The following is a 15,785-nucleotide window of genomic DNA, read 5'->3' on the forward strand; positions in this document are numbered from 1 at the left end:
GGCGTCAAGCCGCGCGCCTTGCCATAGCGGGGGGCCGCTGTCAAAAGCCCGCGCTCATGAGCCACGCACCCGCCCAACCGCTCCGCCTCTCCGCCCACCGTCCGCTCACGGGCCGCGTCACCGTGCCCGGCGACAAGTCGATCTCGCATCGTGCGCTGATGCTGTCCGCGCTGGCGGTCGGCGAAAGCCGGGTCGAGGGGCTGCTGGAGGGCGAGGACGTGCTCGCCACCGCCGCCGCGATGCGGGCGATGGGCGCCACGATCGCGCGGAGCGAGGATGGCCGCTGGACGATCCACGGCGTCGGCGTCGGCGGGCTGCTCCAGCCGCAGGCGGCGCTCGACATGGGCAATTCGGGCACCTCGACCCGGCTGCTGATGGGCCTCGTCGCCAGCCATGCGGTGATCGCCACCTTCACCGGCGACGCCTCGCTCTCCAAACGCCCGATGGGCCGGGTGATCGAGCCGCTATCCAAGATGGGCGCCGCGTTCACCGCCAGCCCCGGTGCCAAGAACAGCCAGACCCTGCCGCTGATGGTGCGCGGGCTCGTGCCCGCCGTGCCGATCGAATATCGCCTGCCGGTCGCCTCCGCCCAGGTGAAATCGGCGGTGCTGCTGGCCGGGCTCAACACGCCGGGCATCACCCGCGTGATCGAGCCGGTGCCGACCCGCGACCATAGCGAGCGGATGCTGCGCGGCTTCGGCGCCGAGCTGACCGTCGAAGAGGCCGGCGGCGAACGCATCATATCGATTACCGGCGAGGCCGAACTCAAGCCGCAGCACATCGTCGTGCCGGGCGATCCCTCGTCGGCCGGCTTCCCGGTGGTGGCGGCGCTGATCGTGCCGGGATCGGACATCGTGGTCGAGAATGTCGGCCTCAACCCGACCCGCGCCGGCCTCTATCAGGTGCTCCGTGCGATGGGCGCCGACATCACTTTCGAGAAGGAGCGTCTCGTCGGCGGCGAGCCGGTGGCGGACCTGCGGGTGAAGGCCTCGACGCTGTCCGGGATCGAGCCCGATCCGTCGGTGGTGCCCAGCATGGTGGACGAGTTCCCGATCCTGTTCGTGGCGTGCGCGCTGGCGCAGGGTCGTTCGGTCCTGCGCGGGCTGGAGGAGCTGCGGGTCAAGGAGAGCGACCGGATCGCGGTGATGGCCGAGGGCCTGCGCGCGATCGGCGCCGCCGTCGAGGAAGTCGAAGACGGGCTGATCATCGACGGCACCGGCGGCGAGCGGCTGGCCGGCGGCGCCACCGTCGCCACCCATCTCGATCACCGCATCGCGATGAGCTTCGCGGTCGCCTCGCTCGCCTGCCGCGCGCCGGTGACGGTGGACGATCGCGCCCCGATCGCGACCAGCTTCCCGATCTTCATCCCGATGATGGAAGGCCTCGGCGCCGAACACAGCGAAGGAGCGACGGCATGATCATCGCGGTCGACGGCCCCGCCGCATCGGGCAAGGGTACCATCGCCAAGGCGCTCGCCCGCCATTACGGCCTGCCCCATCTCGACACCGGCCTGCTCTATCGCGCGGTCGGCATGGCGGTCCTGCGCAGCGGCGGCGATCCCGCCGACGAGGGCGACGCCTTCCAGGCCTGCGCCTTCGACGATGGCCTGCTCGACGACAGCGTGCTCAAGAGCGAGGCCGCCGGCCGTGCCGCCTCGATCGTCTCCGCCCATCCCTCGGTGCGCGCCGCGCTGCTCGAGCGCCAGCGCGATTTCGCCCGCCAGCCGGGCGGCGCCGTGCTCGACGGGCGCGACATCGGTACGGTGATCGCCCCCGAGGCGCAGGCCAAGCTGTTCGTCACCGCCACGCCGGCGGTGCGCGCGCAGCGGCGATTCGACGAGCTGGTCCGGATGGGCCTCGCCGTCACCTACGCGCATGTGCTGGGCGACATCCAGGCCCGCGACGAGCGCGATTCGGGGCGCGGCATCGCCCCGCTGAAGCAGGCGGACGATGCGGTTCTGCTCGATACCAGCGATCTCGGCGTCGCGGCTGCGGTGGCCGCCGCGATCGTCCTGGTGGAGCGGACCCGCTAGGCCCAAGGCCACTTTTCATAAGAACGGTATGCTCCTAGCCTCCCCCAAAAGGATAGGAGAGAGAGATGCCGCTACGTATCGCGGAGCGTGCGCCCGAGGCGCACGACTTCCCCCTGACGATCGGGCATCTGCTCGACGCCGCGCTGATCAGTTCCGGCGATCAGGAAATCGTCTACCGGGATCAGTCGCGCTACACCTATCGCGCATTCCGGGGGCGGCTCGGCCGCCTCGCCTCGCTGCTCGCCGGTCTCGGCGCCGAGCAGGGCATGACGATCGCGATGATGGACTGGGACAGCCATCGCTATCTGGAGGCCTATTTCGCCGTGCCGATGATGGGCGCGGTGTTGCAGACGGTGAACGTCCGCCTCTCGCCCCAGCAGGTCGCCTATACGCTGAATCATGCGGGGGCCGAGATCCTCGTCGTCCACCATGATTTCTTCCCGCTGGTCGACGCGATCCTGCCGATGCTGCCGAAGGTGAAGGCGGTGGTGGCGATCATGGACGGCAGCGATGGTGCCCTCCCCGCTTATGCCAAAGGCGAATATGAGGCGCTGTCCGCCGCCGCGTCGCCCGATTTCCCGTTTGTGGATTTCGACGAGAACGCCGTCGCCACCACCTTCTACACGACCGGCACCACCGGAGACCCCAAGGGCGTCTGCTTCACCCACCGCCAGCTGGTGCTCCACACGCTGGCCGCCAACGCGCCGTTCGGGGTCACGCGGGCGCGCGGGCTGGGCGTCGACGACGTCTATATGCCGCTGACCCCGATGTTCCACGTCCATGCCTGGGGCATCCCCTATGTGGCGACGATGCTCGGCATCAAGCAGGTCTATCCCGGCCGCTACGAGCCCAAGATGATCTGCGACCTCCACCAGGCCGAGGGCGTCACCTTCTCGCATTGCGTGCCGACGATCGTGCAGATGGTGATCGCCGTCGCCGACCAGACCGGCGCGAAGCTCGACGGCTGGCACATGATCATCGGCGGATCGGCGCTGACCCAGGCGCTGTGGCGCGAGGGCCGCCAGCGCAGGCTCAGCCTGATCGCGGGCTATGGCATGTCCGAGACCGCGCCGATGATCGCGATCTGCCACGATCGGCCCGGTGCCGACGGCAGCGAGGAGGCCGAGATGGCGGCGCTGACCATGGCCGGCGTGCCGGTGCCCCTGGTCTCCGCCCGGATCGTCGACGCGGACATGAACCCGCTTCCCCATGACGGGCAGGCGCGCGGCGAACTGGTGCTGCGCGCGCCGTGGCTGACGCCTTGCTACACCGGCAATCCCGAGGCCTCCGAACAGCTCTGGCGGGGCGGCTGGATGCACACCCAGGATGTCGCCAGCATCGACGCGCAGGGCTATATCCAGATCCGCGATCGGCTGAAGGACGTGATCAAGACCGGCGGCGAATGGATCGATTCGCTCACGCTGGAGGATCTCATCGCCGGCACGCCCTGCGTCGCCGAGGTCGCGGTGATCGGCGTCGCCGATGCGCGCTGGGGCGAGCGGCCGATCGCGGTGATCGCGCCCGCCGCCGGGATCGTGCCGACGCTGGAGGCGATCAACGCGCCGCTCGCCGCCGCCGTCGCGCGCGGCGAGATCAGCCGCTATGCGCTGCTCGACCGGATCGAGCTGGTCGACACCCTGCCCAAGACCAGCGTCGGCAAGATCGACAAGAAGGCGTTGCGGGCGCGGTTCGCCCAGCAACCGGCGACCATGCCGACGGGCAAGATGCTGAGCGCGGCGGTGTAAAAGCCGGGCGCCGCTTTACGCAGCGGTGCCCGCCTCGCATATCCACCGAATGTCGGGCGGTCGGCCGTCCTGACGACATGGGAACCCACAAGGAAAAGGATATCGTGCAAGTCCCGGAAACCAGCGCGCGGGTGGCGGCCTTCTGCCAACGCTTCGGCATGGCGGTGCCGATCTGCGAGGCGCCGATGGCCGGTGCGGCCCCGGTCGGACGGGCGATCGCGGTTGCGCGCCACGGCGGCATGGGCGCTTATGGCGCGGTGCTGTCCACGCCCGATGCGATCACCGACTGGGCCGAGGCCTTCCGCGCGCCGGACGCCGGCCCGTTCCAGATCAATCTGTGGGTGCCCGACCCGCTCCCCGTGCGCGATGCCGGCCACGAAGCCGCGATGCGCGCCTTTCTCGGCCAGTGGGGCCCGCAGGTGGCCGCCGATGCCGGCGATGCGACGCCGCCGGATTTCTCCGCCCAATGCGCGGCCGTCCTCGCCGCCCAGCCCACCGCCGTCTCGTCGATCATGGGCCTTTTTCCGGCCGCTTTCGTCGCCAGACTCAAGGCCGCCGGCATCGCCTGGTTCGCCACCGCGACCACCCTGGGCGAAGCCCTTGCGGCGGAGGAGGCCGGCGCCGATGCGGTGATCGCCCAGGGTGTCGAAGCAGGCGGCCACCGCGGCACCTTCGATCCGATCGCGGCGCGGACCACCGGCATCGGGCTGATGGCGCTCATCCCCGCGCTGGCCGATCGGCTGGCGATCCCGATCATCGCGGCCGGCGGCATCGCCGATGGGCGCGGCATCGCCGCGGCGCTGACGCTCGGCGCCAGTGCGGTGCAGATCGGCACCGCCCTGCTCCGCGCCGAGGAAAGCGACACCCCGGCGGCGTGGGCCGATGCGCTGGCCGATGCCGCGCCCGAGGACACCCATATCACCCGCGCGTTCAGCGGCCGCCCCGGTCGATCGCTGGCGACTCGCTTCGTCCGCGCCGACATGCCCGATCCCGCCCCCTATCCGGTGCAACGCGGGCTGACCGCCCCGATGCGCGCGGACGCGGTGAGACGCGGTGATCTGGCTGCCATGCAGGCATGGGCCGGCCAATCCGCGGCGCTGGCCGAACAGGCGCCCGTCGCCACGCTCATCGCCCGCTGGTGGAGCGACGCGCGCGCATTGATGCCCTGATCCGTCCGCCTGATCCGTCTGGCGGATCCGTCTGGCGGATCCGCCAGACGGATCGCCGTCTGCCGATCGGATCGGTGGCCGCCGCTCGGGGTGCCGACAAGTTGCGGTCGATATTGTGCGCCGACCCGATGGAACCGATGGCCCGACGGAACCGATGGCCTGCCCCCGAGTCTCACCCTTCGATCGGTGCAGCAGGATATGTCAGCATGAGCCACGCCAGCCTTTTCGCGCATTCCCGACTGCATCTTCGCCCCGATCCCTCCCGCACCGTCATCCGCCCCTTCTCGCCCGAATATCCCGATGCGTTTCGCGACGAGGCGCATCCGCGCGTGCGCAACATCGTCGAGCATGTGCTGGCGCTCGACGAGCGGACGCTGGACCGCATGTATGATCGGATGGTGAAGTCCCTCGCCGATCGCCATCGCGATCTCGAAGGCATCGTCCAGCGACGCTATGAGCAGATCGCGCAAAGGCTGCCGATCTGCGCGCAGGCCTCCGACAAGGGCCGGCTCGTCATCGGTGCCTATTTCAGCGAGGAATATAGCTTCGAAGCGGCGGCGCTGTTCAATCCCAGCATCGTGCCCCACCCCGAACAGGATGAGGAAGACGGCGACACGGGCGGCACGATCCGCTTCCTGATGTCGCTGCGCGGGATCGGCGAGGGCCATATCTCGTCGGTCACCTTCCGCACCGGCCGCTGGTCGGAAGCGTCCGGCTTCGTGATGGACGATGCGAGCGGCAACGCGGTGTCCCCCCGGATCGAGAAGGTGAGCGACGACGGATCGACCTCGATCATCTGCGAGGGCAGCGAGAATGTCTCCGAGACGGTGCTGTTCCCGGTCACCGACAGCCAGCGCCAGGGCATCGAGGATCTGCGCCTGTGCCGCTTCGTGGAGGAGGACGGCACCGTCGAATATTACGGCACCTACACCGCGTTCGACGGCCGCGATGCGCGATCCGAGCTGCTCCACGGCACCGGCTTCAAGAGCTTCGACATGCGCCCGCTCACCGGATCGGCGGCGGCGGCCAAGGGCATGGCCCTGTTCCCGCGCCGGATCGGCGGCCAATATGTGATGCTCGGCCGGCAGGACAATGAGAGCATCTGGCTGCTCCGCTCCGACGATCTCTATCACTGGGATGGCGGCGCCAAGCTGATCAGCCCGCAATATCCGTGGGAATTCGCCCAGATGGGCAATTGCGGATCGCCGATCGAGATCGCGGAGGGCTGGCTGGTGCTGACCCATGGCGTCGGCATGGTGCGCAATTACTGCATGGGCGCGGCGCTGCTCGACCGGGACGATCCCTCCAAGGTGCTGAAGCGCACCCCGGAGCCGATCCTGAAACCGAGCGCCAGGGAGCGCGACGGCTATGTACCGAACGTCGTCTATAGCTGCGGCTCGATCGTCCATGGCCGCACGCTGCTGATGCCCTATGGCGTCGCCGACAATTTCGCGAGCTTCGCCAGCTGCGCGATCGACGATCTGCTGGCGCGGATGGAATAGCCGCCGATCGCCCCCGCCGCGCCCTGCCGCACGAAGGGACTCGGCGGATCGGCATCCTCCGCTATGGTGGCGCCGATGATGCCGACGACGATCGATTCCGCCCGCGCCCTGCTGCGCGCCCACCGGCTGGCCGAGGCCGAGGCCGCCGCCCGCCGGCTGATCGCCGAGGATCCCGGCTCGGTCGATGCGCGCGAAATCCTGGTGCTGGCGGCGCTGGCGCGGCAGGATCACGCCGCCGCCGAAGCCGGGCTGCGCGAGATCCTCGCGCTCGCGCCCGATGCCGGATGGGCGCGGGACGATCTGGCGCGCCTCCTGCTCGATAGCGGCCGACCGGCCGAGGCCGAGATCGAGGTCCGCGCCGCGATCGCCGTCGATCCCGGCCATGCCGATGCCCACGCCATGCTCGGCGCCTTCCTGTCCGGTCGCGAGCGGCTGGTCGAGGGCGCCTGGCATCTGCGCCGCGCGATCGCCCTCGCCGGGCGCCATCCGCAGATATTGGCCAATCTCGCCCGCAACCTGATGCGGCAGGGCGCGCTCGACGAGGCCTCGGCAATGGCGGCGGAGGCGCTGCGCGCGGCGCCCGACCTGCTCGCCGCCGCCGTGCTGGTCGTCGAGATCGCCGAGCAGGGCGGCGATCTGGATGCGGCGCACCGCGCGCTCGATCATGCCACCCGGCTGGCGGCGCGCGCAGGACGCGACACGCTGCTGCTGCGCGCCACCCTGTTGTCGCAAGGCCCGCAATGGCAGGAGGCGCTGGCGCTGCTCGATGCCCTGCCCGCGATGAGCGGCGCCGCCCGGCTGCTGCGCGGCCGGCTGCGCGATCGGGCCGGGCGCCATGGCGAGGCCTGGGCCGATGTCGTGGCGGGCAAGGCCGCGCTCGCGGCGGCGGCCGGCCGACGATACGACAAGGCGGCGGTCGAGGCGCATTTCGCCCGGCTGGCGGCGATCACGATGCCCGATGCCCCCCGCCCGGCCCACCGCGAAGGCCCGCAGCCGCTGTTCATCCTCGGCATGCCGCGATCGGGCACGACGATGGCCGAGCAGCTGCTCTCCAGCCACGGCCGCATCCGCGCCGGGGGAGAATTGCCCTTCACCGCCGAACTGGAGGATGTCGCCGGCCGCCTGACGGGATCGCCCTTCCCGCAGGGTTTCGGGCAGCTATCGGCGGCCGACCATCATCATCTCCCGGCGCTGTTCCGCGATGTCTATCTCGGCCGGGCCGAAGCCTATGGGTTGCGCCAGCCGGGTGCGGACTTCTTCACCGACAAGATGCCGCTCAACGAGATCGTCCTGCCGCTGATCCGCGTCGCCTTCCCGGAGGCGCCGCTGGTGGCGGTGCGGCGCCATCCGCTCGACACGCTCGTCTCGATCATGATGCACGACATGACCCATGGCCAGGATTGCGGCTACCGGATCGAGGATGCGGCGCACCAGCTCGCCGCCGTCTCGGCGCTGACCGAGACCTATCGGAACCGGCTGGGCATCGCCCCGCATGTCTTCTGCTACGAGCGGTTCGTCGCCGATCAGCCGGGCGAGACCGATCGGCTGATGGCGCATGTCGGGCTGGCGGCCGAGCCGGCGCAGGCGCGCTTCCACGAGAATCGGCGCCACGCCCCGACGCCGAGCTACGCGCAGGTCCGCGAGCCGTTGCATGCCCGCTCGATCGGGCGATGGAAAAACTACGAGGAGCAGCTCGCCCCGATCCTGCCGATCGTCGACGCCGCCATGCAGCGCGGCGGCTACCGGGCCTAGATCTTCAGATACCAGCCGCGCCGGTCCATCGCCGCGATCGGCCACCAGACCAGCGCCGTGAACAGCAGCACCGGCGCCAGCGCCGCGATCCGCGTGCCGACCATGGGCGCCAGCTGGTGGAACGGCCATTGCAGCGCATCCGAGGTCAGGATGAAGGCGGTGACCTCGTGCAGCGTGTAGGCGGCGATGGCGTTGCGCCCGAACGGGCCGAGCAGGCCGCCCTTGCGGACCGGCGCGTCGCCACGGTCGTAGAGCATGTGGAGCGCCGCCAGCACCAGCAGCGCGATCCCCGACGACACCAGCACGAACGGGCTGGTCCACAGATTCTTGGCGATCGGGAACAGCCAGCCCCAGCCGATGCCGACCAGGATCGACGCCGCTCCTGCCAGCGCCATCAGCCGCGCCGCCGCGCGCGGCGCCAGGCCGCGACGAAGGAAATCGCCGATCAGCGTGCCGATCAGCGCCTCGGCGATGGTCGGCAGCGTGCTGAGCAGCCCTTCCGGGTCATAGCCTTGCGGGCCGAGCACGAAGCGGGCGCCGCCCAGCACGGCGCGATCGAACCAGGAGACGAAATTATGGCCCGGCACCCAGAGGTCGGTCGGCAGGCCGTCCGGCGAAGGCAGCAGGCAGAGCGGCCAATAGGCCAGCAACAGCCCGGCGGCGAGCGCCGCCCGCGCCCGCCAGCCGGTGCGCGGATAGACCAGCGCGACCACCGCATAGGCGATCCCGATCCGCTGGAGCACGCCGGGCAGGCGGAGATGATAGGTCTCGTTGTCGTACAACCAGAACATGTTCGAGAGGAACAGCCCGAGCAGCACCAGCCGCCCGGCACGCACCAGGATGCGGCTCGTCTCCGGCAGGCCGCGCGACGAAATCGCGATCGACACGCCGACCATCAGGATGAAGGCCGGGAAGATGCTGTCCGCGATGGTGAAGCCCGCCCATTCGGCGTGGAGCAGCAGCGGGAACACCGGCCCGTCGCGGCGCGAGACGCCCGCGGTGCTGTTGACGATGATCATGCCGAGCACGGTCAGCCCGCGCAGCAGGTCGAGCGAGGCGAGGCGACGCCCGGCGCGGTCGTGCGGGTGGCGCGGCCCGGTCGCGGTCGGTGCGCGGCTCATGCGGCGAGCGCCCGGCCGAGCGGTTCGGCCTCGTCGGTCAGGAGATGGACCACGCCATCGCCCGGCACCACCGCGGCGCGCAGGCCGAGCGCGCGCAACATGTCCTGCTGCATGAGGGAGGGATCGGCCAGATGGAGCATCAGCCGGCTCGGATTGGCCGCCACCGACAGGATGTTGCCCCTCCCACCCAGCGCCGCGATCCACGGCGCGGCGTCCGCCACCGGCAGATCGACGCTCGGCACCACCGCGACCGATACGGCGACAACCGCCGATCCCGTCATCCGCCGCATCTCGTCCGCCACCATGTCGGCGATCGGCCCCAGCACGACCTGCAGGGCCTCCGCCGAGGGGCGCACGAAGCCCTTGGCGCCGAGCGACCGCAGCCGTGCCTCGTCCACCTTCGCCTGGTCGCGGATCACCAGCCGCAGCCGCGTCGTGCAGGCATCGATCGAGGCGAGGTTGCCGGCGCCGCCGAGCGCCACCACGAAGGCGGCGCCGCGCTCGACCGGGGCGCCCTCGCCGTCGTCACCGGCGGCCGGCGCGATTTCGGGCTCGCGGCCCGGCGTCTTGATGTCGAAGCGCGTGATCGCCCAGCGGAACACGCCATAATAAAGCGCGAAATAGACCAGCCCGACCGGCACCAGCAGCAGCGGCCGCGTCGCCTTGGAGAAGTTCAGCGCATAATCGAGCAGGCCCGCCGAGAAGGTGAAGCCGAGCTTCACGCCGAGCAGGTCCATCACCACCATCGCAAGGCCGGTCATCAGCGTGTGCAGGCCGTAGAGCACGGGCGCCAGGAACATGAAGCTGAACTCGATCGGCTCGGTCACGCCGGTCAGGAAGGCGGTGAGCGCCATCGACAGCAGCATGCCGCCGACCGCCTTGCGGCGTTCCGGCAGCGCGGCGCGATACATGGCGAGGCAGGCGGCGGGCAGGCCGAACATCATCACCGGGAAGAAGCCGGTCATGAACGCGCCCGCGCTCGGATCGCCGGCGAAGAAGCGGTTGAGATCGCCGGTGCTGCCATGGAAATCACCGACGATGAACCAGGCGACGTTGTTGAGGATATGGTGCAGCCCGGTGACGATCAGCAGCCGGTTGAGCACGCCATAGAGGAACAGCCCGAACACGCCCGAATGGATGATGCCGCCGCTCAGCGCATCCATGCCGGTGGCGATCGCCGAATAGGCGAAGCCGATCACCGCGGCGAGCCCGAGCCCGGCGACGCCGGACACGATCGGCACGAAGCGCCGGCCGCCGAAGAAGGACAGATAATCGGGCAGGCGGATGCCCGACCAGCGATTATAGGCGCTGCCGGCGATGATCCCCGAGAGGATGCCGATCGGCACCGATATCTTGTCGATCGCCTTGGTGCGGAAGGCATCGGTGGCGAGCGCCAGCGCGTCGGCGGGCAGCCCCGCGCCGGTGCCCGGCGGCACGGTCAGCAAAGTCGCCGCGCCATGCGTCGCGACCAGGAAGCAGACGATGCCGGCGAGCCCCGCCGCGCCATTGCCGTCGCGCGCGAAGCCGACCGCGATGCCGACTGCGAAGAGCAGGCCGAGATTGTCGAACACCGCCGAGCCCGCCGCCGCGACGAACGGGATGTCGAGCAGATCGGGCTGGCCGAGGCGGAGCAGCAGCCCCGCGATCGGCAGCACCGCGATCGGCAGCATCAGCGCGCGGCCGAGCGGCTGGAGCGCCTGGACCGATATCTTCATGCGCCGATGTCCTCGATATAGGTTCGCGCCAGGGCCCGCACCGCCGCGGCGCCGTCGGCGGCCAGCGCCGCCTGCGCCAGATCGCGCGCGCTGGCCAGGCTGGTGCGGCGCACCCGCGCCTTGGTCTCGGCGACGGCCGAGGGCGGCACCGACAATTCGGTGATGCCGAGCCCGATCAGGATCGGCACCGCCAGCGGATCGGCGGCCATGCCGCCGCACACCCCGGTCCAGCGATCGCGCGTCGCGCCGCCCGCGACCGTCGCCGCGATCAGCCGCAGCACCGCCGGGTGCAGCGCGTCGAGCCGCGCCGCCACCGCCGGATTGCCGCGGTCCATCGCCAGCGCATATTGGCTGAGATCGTTGCTGCCGATCGAGAAGAAGTCGGCGTCCACCGCCAGCGCATCGGCGAGCATCGCGGCGGCAGGCGTCTCGACCATGATGCCGAGCGCCGGCGGCGCGTCCGCGATCGCCGCCAGCATCGCGCGGACGCGGCGAACCTCGGCGGGCTCGATCACCATCGGCAGCATGATCTTCACGTCGCCGGTCACGCGGGCGAGCGCGCGCAGCTGCGTCTCCAGCAGGGCGGGCCGGGCCAGCCCGAGGCGCAGGCCGCGCAGGCCGAGCGCCGGATTCTCCTCGGGCGGCATCGGCCAATAGGGGGCCGGCTTGTCGGCGCCGATGTCGAGCGTGCGGACGATCAGCGGGCGGCCGCCCAGCGCATCGGCGATCGCCTGATAGGTGGCGACCTGCTCCTCCTCGTCGGGCGGCGACGGGCGATCGAGGAACAGGAATTCGGTGCGCAGCAGGCCGCAGCCTTCCGCCCCTGCCTGCGCGGCGGCGCGCGCCTCCTCCAGCGAACCGAGATTGGCGAAGATCTCGATCCGGGCGCCGTCGCGGGTCGCCGCCGGGTCATGGGCGCGCGCGACGGCTTCGGCGCGGAAGGCGGCGGCACGGTCGGCGGCGATGCGGCTCGTCGCGAGGGTATCGGCCGGCGGATCGATAGTCAGCGTCGCGGTGCCGGCATCGAGCAGCAGCATCGTGCCGTCCGCGATCCGCGCGACATCGGCGCCGAGCGCCGCCAGCATCGGCCAGCCGAGCCCGGCGGCGATGATCGCGACATGCGAGGTCGGCCCGCCGCCGCCCGTGGCGATGCCGGCCAGCCCGCTGTCCGCCAGTGCCATCAGTTGCGACGGCAGCAATTCGTCCGCGACGAGGATCGCACCGGCCGGCGGCGCGACGGTGGCGGGGGTTCCGGTCAGCACCGTCAGCACCCGCGCCTCGAGATCGCGCAGGTCGTCGATCCGCTCGGCGAAGCGCGCGTCGCCGGTGCCGCCCAGCAGGCCGACGAAATGGCCGACCGCCTGCCGCCATGCGAAGCCGGCGCTCTGCCCGGCGGCGATCCCCCGGGCGGCGCTGGTCAGCAGTTCGGGATCGTCGAGAAAGGCGCGATGCGCCTCGGCGATCGATGCCAAGGCGCCCTCTTCGGGCAGCGTATCGGCCCGCAGGATGTGGAGCGCCTCGGCCAGCGCCTCGCGCTCCTGCTCGATCCCGCGCCCCCGCTCGGCGACATCGAAGCGCACGCGAACCGGCGTCCAGGCCGGCCCCGCCGCCATGCCTGGTGCTGCCGCGACCCCGTGGAGGCGATCCGGCAGCGGCGCCGCGACCGTCTCGGTCTCCGGGGCGGCGGCGACCGGCGCGATCGCCAGCCCTTCGCCCATGCCGCTCTCGATCAGCGCCGCGATCGCCGCCACCGCGGGTTCGGCATCCTCGCCCTGGCCGTGCAGTTGCAAGGGCGCGCCATGGGGCAGCGCCAGCGCCAGCATCGCCACCGGGCTGAGCGCCGATGCCGTCCGCCCGTCCGCCGCGACGATGGTGACGCGGGCGGCGAAATCGCGCGCACGCTCCGCCACCCGGGCCGCCGGCCGCGCATGCAGGCCATGGCGCAGCGGCAGGACGAGCGCGCGCTCTGCGACAGGCCCGTCCGTGATCGCCTGAACCGCAGCGTCGCGGCGCACCAGCCCGAACAGCGGCTCGCCGATCGCGATCATCCGATCGAGCCCGGCGGGCACAATCGCAAAGGCCTCGCCATTGGTGAGGACGATCGGCGTGATCAGGCTCTTCGCCCGCCGCCCGACCGCATCGAGATCGAAGGAGAGCAGCCGGTCGCCGGCCGCCACCCGGTCCCCTTCGGCGACATGCGCCACGAAGCCCTCGCCGCCGAGCGCCACCGTCTCCAGCCCGACATGGATCAGCAGCACCGCGCCCGCATCGCTCTCGATCGTCACCGCATGGCGCGCCGGATGGAGCGTGACGATCCGCCCGGCGACCGGCGCGCGCACGATGCCCTCGATCGGATCGATCGCCACGCCGTCGCCGAGCATGCGTTCGGCGAACACCGGATCGGGCACCGCATCGAGGCTGGTCAGCCAGCCGGCCAGCGGGCTCGCGATCGGCCCGGCGATCGGAACGCTCATCGGTTCAGGATCAATCGGTCGAGCAGCCACAGCGGGTCCGGTGTCCTTTGGGTGAAGGTCATGCAGAGATCGTGGGTGCCCTGCACTGCGGCGGCGAGCGGGGCGGACAGGCTGGTCACCCCGGTCGAGGCGGTGGCCGGCGCGAGCGGGATGACGGCGATGCGCGGGCCGTCGCAGCTGTCCTGCCGGATCTCCAGTTCGCCGGCAGGCGTCGCCGGCGGGCGGAAGGTGACGCTGGCGATGTCGGCGCCGAGCGCAAAGTTGAACGGCACGCTGCCGACATCGGCGCCGATCGAGCGCACCCCGTCGAGCGTCGCCTTGGGCCAGATCCAGCAGGTCTGCATCATATCGCCCCAGAGGATGCGATGGACGCCGTCGGTCGGGCCATCGTCCTGCACCCGCACCGGCAGCTTGTTGGAGCAGAGCTGCATGGCGGTGGCGGCGCGGGTGAAGGGGCTGGCGGCATCGAAGCGCCAGCGGCGCACTTCGCCGAGCGGCGCACCGTCGAGAAAGCTCTGCGCGGCAATCCGGTTGGCGCCGGTGAAGGCGATCGGCGCAGTGTAGAGCGGCGAGCGGACGGTCGGCGCGCTGCCGTCGGTGGTGACGTGGAGATCGCCCATTTCGGCGGGCTGGGACAGGGTGATGGTGCCGCCGTCGAGCTTCGCCTCGGGCTCCAGCGGGGTCCGGTCATAGCCCCAGCCGAGCGCCTGCCAGCGCGCCAGTTCGGGCCGCAACCGATGGGTGAAGCCGGTCCAGTCGCGCGGGACCGGCGGCGACCAGCCCAGCTCCGCCAGGATCGCCGCGCGCGGCCAGATCATGCGATCGACGAAATCGGTGGTGCGCAGATGCTCGGTCCACAGATTGACCTGAAGCCCCAGGATATGGCGCCGCTCCTCGGCGCTCAGCGAGGCGGGCGCGCTGTCGAAATCATAGAGCTTGTGCCAGCCCTCGATATCGCCGCGCCCCGGCGGCTCGTCGGCGGAATCGCTCTGCCGGTTGTCGAGATAGAGCATCGGTGCCGGCGCCAGCACGGTATCATGGCCGAGATGCGCAGCCTTGAGCGCGCCGTCCATGCCGCGCCACGACATCACCGTCGCATCGGCCGGCACGCCGCCCGCGAGGATCTCGTCCCAGCCGATCAGGCGGCGGCCATGCTTCTGGAGATAGTCGCCGATCCGCGCCGTGAACCAGCCCTGCAAGGCCTCTTCGTCCTTGAGGCCGAGCGCCTTGATCTGCGCCTGGATCTGCGGATTGGCCTTCCATTGATCCTTGGGCGGCTCGTCGCCGCCGACATGGATATATTGGCCGGGGAACAGCGCCATCACCTCGTCCAGCACATGATCGAGGAAGGTGAAGGTCGTGTCGGTCGGGTTCAGCAGATTGGGCAGCACGCCCCAGTCCGCGCTCGGCGCGGTCGGCGGCGTCGGCGTGGAGGCGAGTTCGGGATAGGCGGCGACCATCGCGGTGGCGTGGCCCGGCATCTCGATCTCGGGGACGATGGTGATGTGGCGGGCGGCGGCATAGGCGACGATCCCGCGGATCTCGTCCTTGGTGTAGAAGCCGCCATAGCGCACGGGCTTTCCCGTCTTGGGATCGCGCCCTTCCGCGCCGGCGGGCACGCGCCACGCGCCGATTTCGATCAGGCGCGGATAGCGATCGATCGGGACGCGCCAGCCCTGATCGTCGGTCAGGTGCCAGTGGAAGACGTTGAGCTTCTCGCTCGCCATCCGGTCGAGCAACTGCTCGATATAGGCCGGCGGCTGGAAGTGGCGGACGCTGTCCAGCATCATGCCGCGCCAGGCGAAGGCCGGCTTGTCGGCGATGGTGACGGCGGCGATGCGGCCATCCCTGGCCGAAGCCGCCAGCTGGAACAGGGTCTCGGCGCCGTAGAACAGCCCGGCATCGCCGCTGGCGCGGATGGTGATGGCAGCGGGCGTCACCTCGAGCCGATAGGCCTCGCCGCCGTCGATCGACGGATCGCGCAGGAAACGGATGGTGCCGGCGGACCCGGCGGCGATCTTCGGCCCGCCCGATCGGGCGAGCAGATCGGTGAAGCGCGCCGCCGCCGCCTTCTCCCCCGCATCCGCCGCCACGATCGACGCGCCGTGCAGGGCGAAGCGGCCCTCCCCCGCCACCACCGATGCGGGCATCGGCAGCAGCGGGAGCGACACGGTGAGCGGGGCGGTGAGCGGGGCGGCCGCCGCGCTGGCCGCCGAACCTGCGAAGAGGGCGGTCAACGCAGTGGTGACACGCAAGATTACACGCATTCCGGGCC

10 protein-coding genes are annotated in these 15,785 nt (G+C 70.9%); 6 read left to right on the forward strand and 4 right to left on the reverse strand.

From position 1 onward, the window contains the following. Positions 1-56 precede the first annotated feature (56 nt). From aroA to PBT88_RS17055, 6 genes are all read left to right on the forward strand, one after another. Complete coding sequence (gene aroA, locus PBT88_RS17030; protein ID WP_270076497.1) at positions 57-1,418, forward strand: 3-phosphoshikimate 1-carboxyvinyltransferase; 1,362 nt, start codon at positions 57-59, stop codon at positions 1,416-1,418. Then, positions 1,415-2,032 carry a (d)CMP kinase gene (locus tag PBT88_RS17035; RefSeq protein ID WP_270076498.1) on the forward strand — a complete coding sequence of 206 codons (618 nt, stop codon included), beginning with the start codon at positions 1,415-1,417 and terminating at the stop codon, positions 2,030-2,032. Before aroA ends, PBT88_RS17035 begins: the two co-directional genes overlap by 4 nt. Before the next feature lie 65 nt (positions 2,033-2,097). Continuing rightward, entirely contained in the window at positions 2,098-3,777 is a 1,680-nt protein-coding gene (locus PBT88_RS17040) for a long-chain-fatty-acid--CoA ligase (protein WP_270076499.1), read from the forward strand. Between the two features lie 104 nt (positions 3,778-3,881). Continuing rightward, positions 3,882-4,946, forward strand: a complete 1,065-nt coding sequence (locus PBT88_RS17045; protein WP_270076500.1) for an NAD(P)H-dependent flavin oxidoreductase — start codon at positions 3,882-3,884, stop codon at positions 4,944-4,946. A gap of 206 nt (positions 4,947-5,152) precedes the next feature. After that, positions 5,153-6,448, forward strand: coding sequence for a glycoside hydrolase family 130 protein (locus tag PBT88_RS17050; protein ID WP_270076501.1), 1,296 nt, complete (start codon positions 5,153-5,155; stop codon positions 6,446-6,448). Between the two features lie 78 nt (positions 6,449-6,526). Then, entirely contained in the window at positions 6,527-8,200 is a 1,674-nt protein-coding gene (locus PBT88_RS17055; RefSeq protein WP_270076502.1) for a tetratricopeptide repeat-containing sulfotransferase family protein, read from the forward strand. On the opposite strand, the gene PBT88_RS17060 is transcribed toward PBT88_RS17055, so the two are convergent. The 4 genes from PBT88_RS17060 to PBT88_RS17075 are packed head-to-tail and all read right to left on the reverse strand — an operon-like array spanning position 8,197 to position 15,777. After that, positions 8,197-9,321 (reverse strand): acyltransferase family protein, encoded by a 1,125-nt coding sequence (locus tag PBT88_RS17060; protein WP_270076503.1) that lies wholly within the window; start codon positions 9,319-9,321, stop codon positions 8,197-8,199. The genes PBT88_RS17055 and PBT88_RS17060 overlap by 4 nt on opposite strands. Beyond that, the gene (nagE, locus tag PBT88_RS17065; protein ID WP_270076504.1) at positions 9,318-11,036 is read right to left on the reverse strand and encodes an N-acetylglucosamine-specific PTS transporter subunit IIBC; all 1,719 of its coding nucleotides are present in this window, start codon (positions 11,034-11,036) and stop codon (positions 9,318-9,320) included. The genes PBT88_RS17060 and nagE overlap by 4 nt, the downstream gene beginning before the upstream one ends. Continuing rightward, positions 11,033-13,510: a phosphoenolpyruvate--protein phosphotransferase gene (gene ptsP / locus PBT88_RS17070; RefSeq protein ID WP_270076505.1), complete on the reverse strand. Its 2,478-nt coding sequence runs from the start codon at positions 13,508-13,510 to the stop codon at positions 11,033-11,035. Before ptsP ends, nagE begins: the two co-directional genes overlap by 4 nt. Next, positions 13,507-15,777 (reverse strand): family 20 glycosylhydrolase, encoded by a 2,271-nt coding sequence (locus PBT88_RS17075; RefSeq protein WP_270076506.1) that lies wholly within the window; start codon positions 15,775-15,777, stop codon positions 13,507-13,509. Before PBT88_RS17075 ends, ptsP begins: the two co-directional genes overlap by 4 nt. Between the last annotated feature and the right edge of the window lie 8 nt (positions 15,778-15,785).

Source organism: Sphingomonas abietis (assembly GCF_027625475.1).
GTDB classification, from domain to species: domain Bacteria; phylum Pseudomonadota; class Alphaproteobacteria; order Sphingomonadales; family Sphingomonadaceae; genus Solisphingomonas; species Solisphingomonas abietis.

Excerpts from the sequence above, each read along its gene's own strand:
- PBT88_RS17055 (WP_270076502.1), top strand. The coding sequence starts at position 6,527 with ATGCCGACGACGATCGATTCCGCCCGCGCCCTGCTGCGCGCCCACCGG.
- PBT88_RS17060 (WP_270076503.1), bottom strand. The coding sequence starts at position 9,321 with ATGAGCCGCGCACCGACCGCGACCGGGCCGCGCCACCCGCACGACCGC.
- nagE (WP_270076504.1), bottom strand. The coding sequence starts at position 11,036 with ATGAAGATATCGGTCCAGGCGCTCCAGCCGCTCGGCCGCGCGCTGATG.
- PBT88_RS17040 (WP_270076499.1), top strand. The coding sequence starts at position 2,098 with ATGCCGCTACGTATCGCGGAGCGTGCGCCCGAGGCGCACGACTTCCCC.
- PBT88_RS17050 (WP_270076501.1), top strand. The coding sequence starts at position 5,153 with ATGAGCCACGCCAGCCTTTTCGCGCATTCCCGACTGCATCTTCGCCCC.
- aroA (WP_270076497.1), top strand. The coding sequence starts at position 57 with ATGAGCCACGCACCCGCCCAACCGCTCCGCCTCTCCGCCCACCGTCCG.
- PBT88_RS17035 (WP_270076498.1), top strand. The coding sequence starts at position 1,415 with ATGATCATCGCGGTCGACGGCCCCGCCGCATCGGGCAAGGGTACCATC.
- ptsP (WP_270076505.1), bottom strand. The coding sequence starts at position 13,510 with ATGAGCGTTCCGATCGCCGGGCCGATCGCGAGCCCGCTGGCCGGCTGG.
- PBT88_RS17075 (WP_270076506.1), bottom strand. The coding sequence starts at position 15,777 with ATGCGTGTAATCTTGCGTGTCACCACTGCGTTGACCGCCCTCTTCGCA.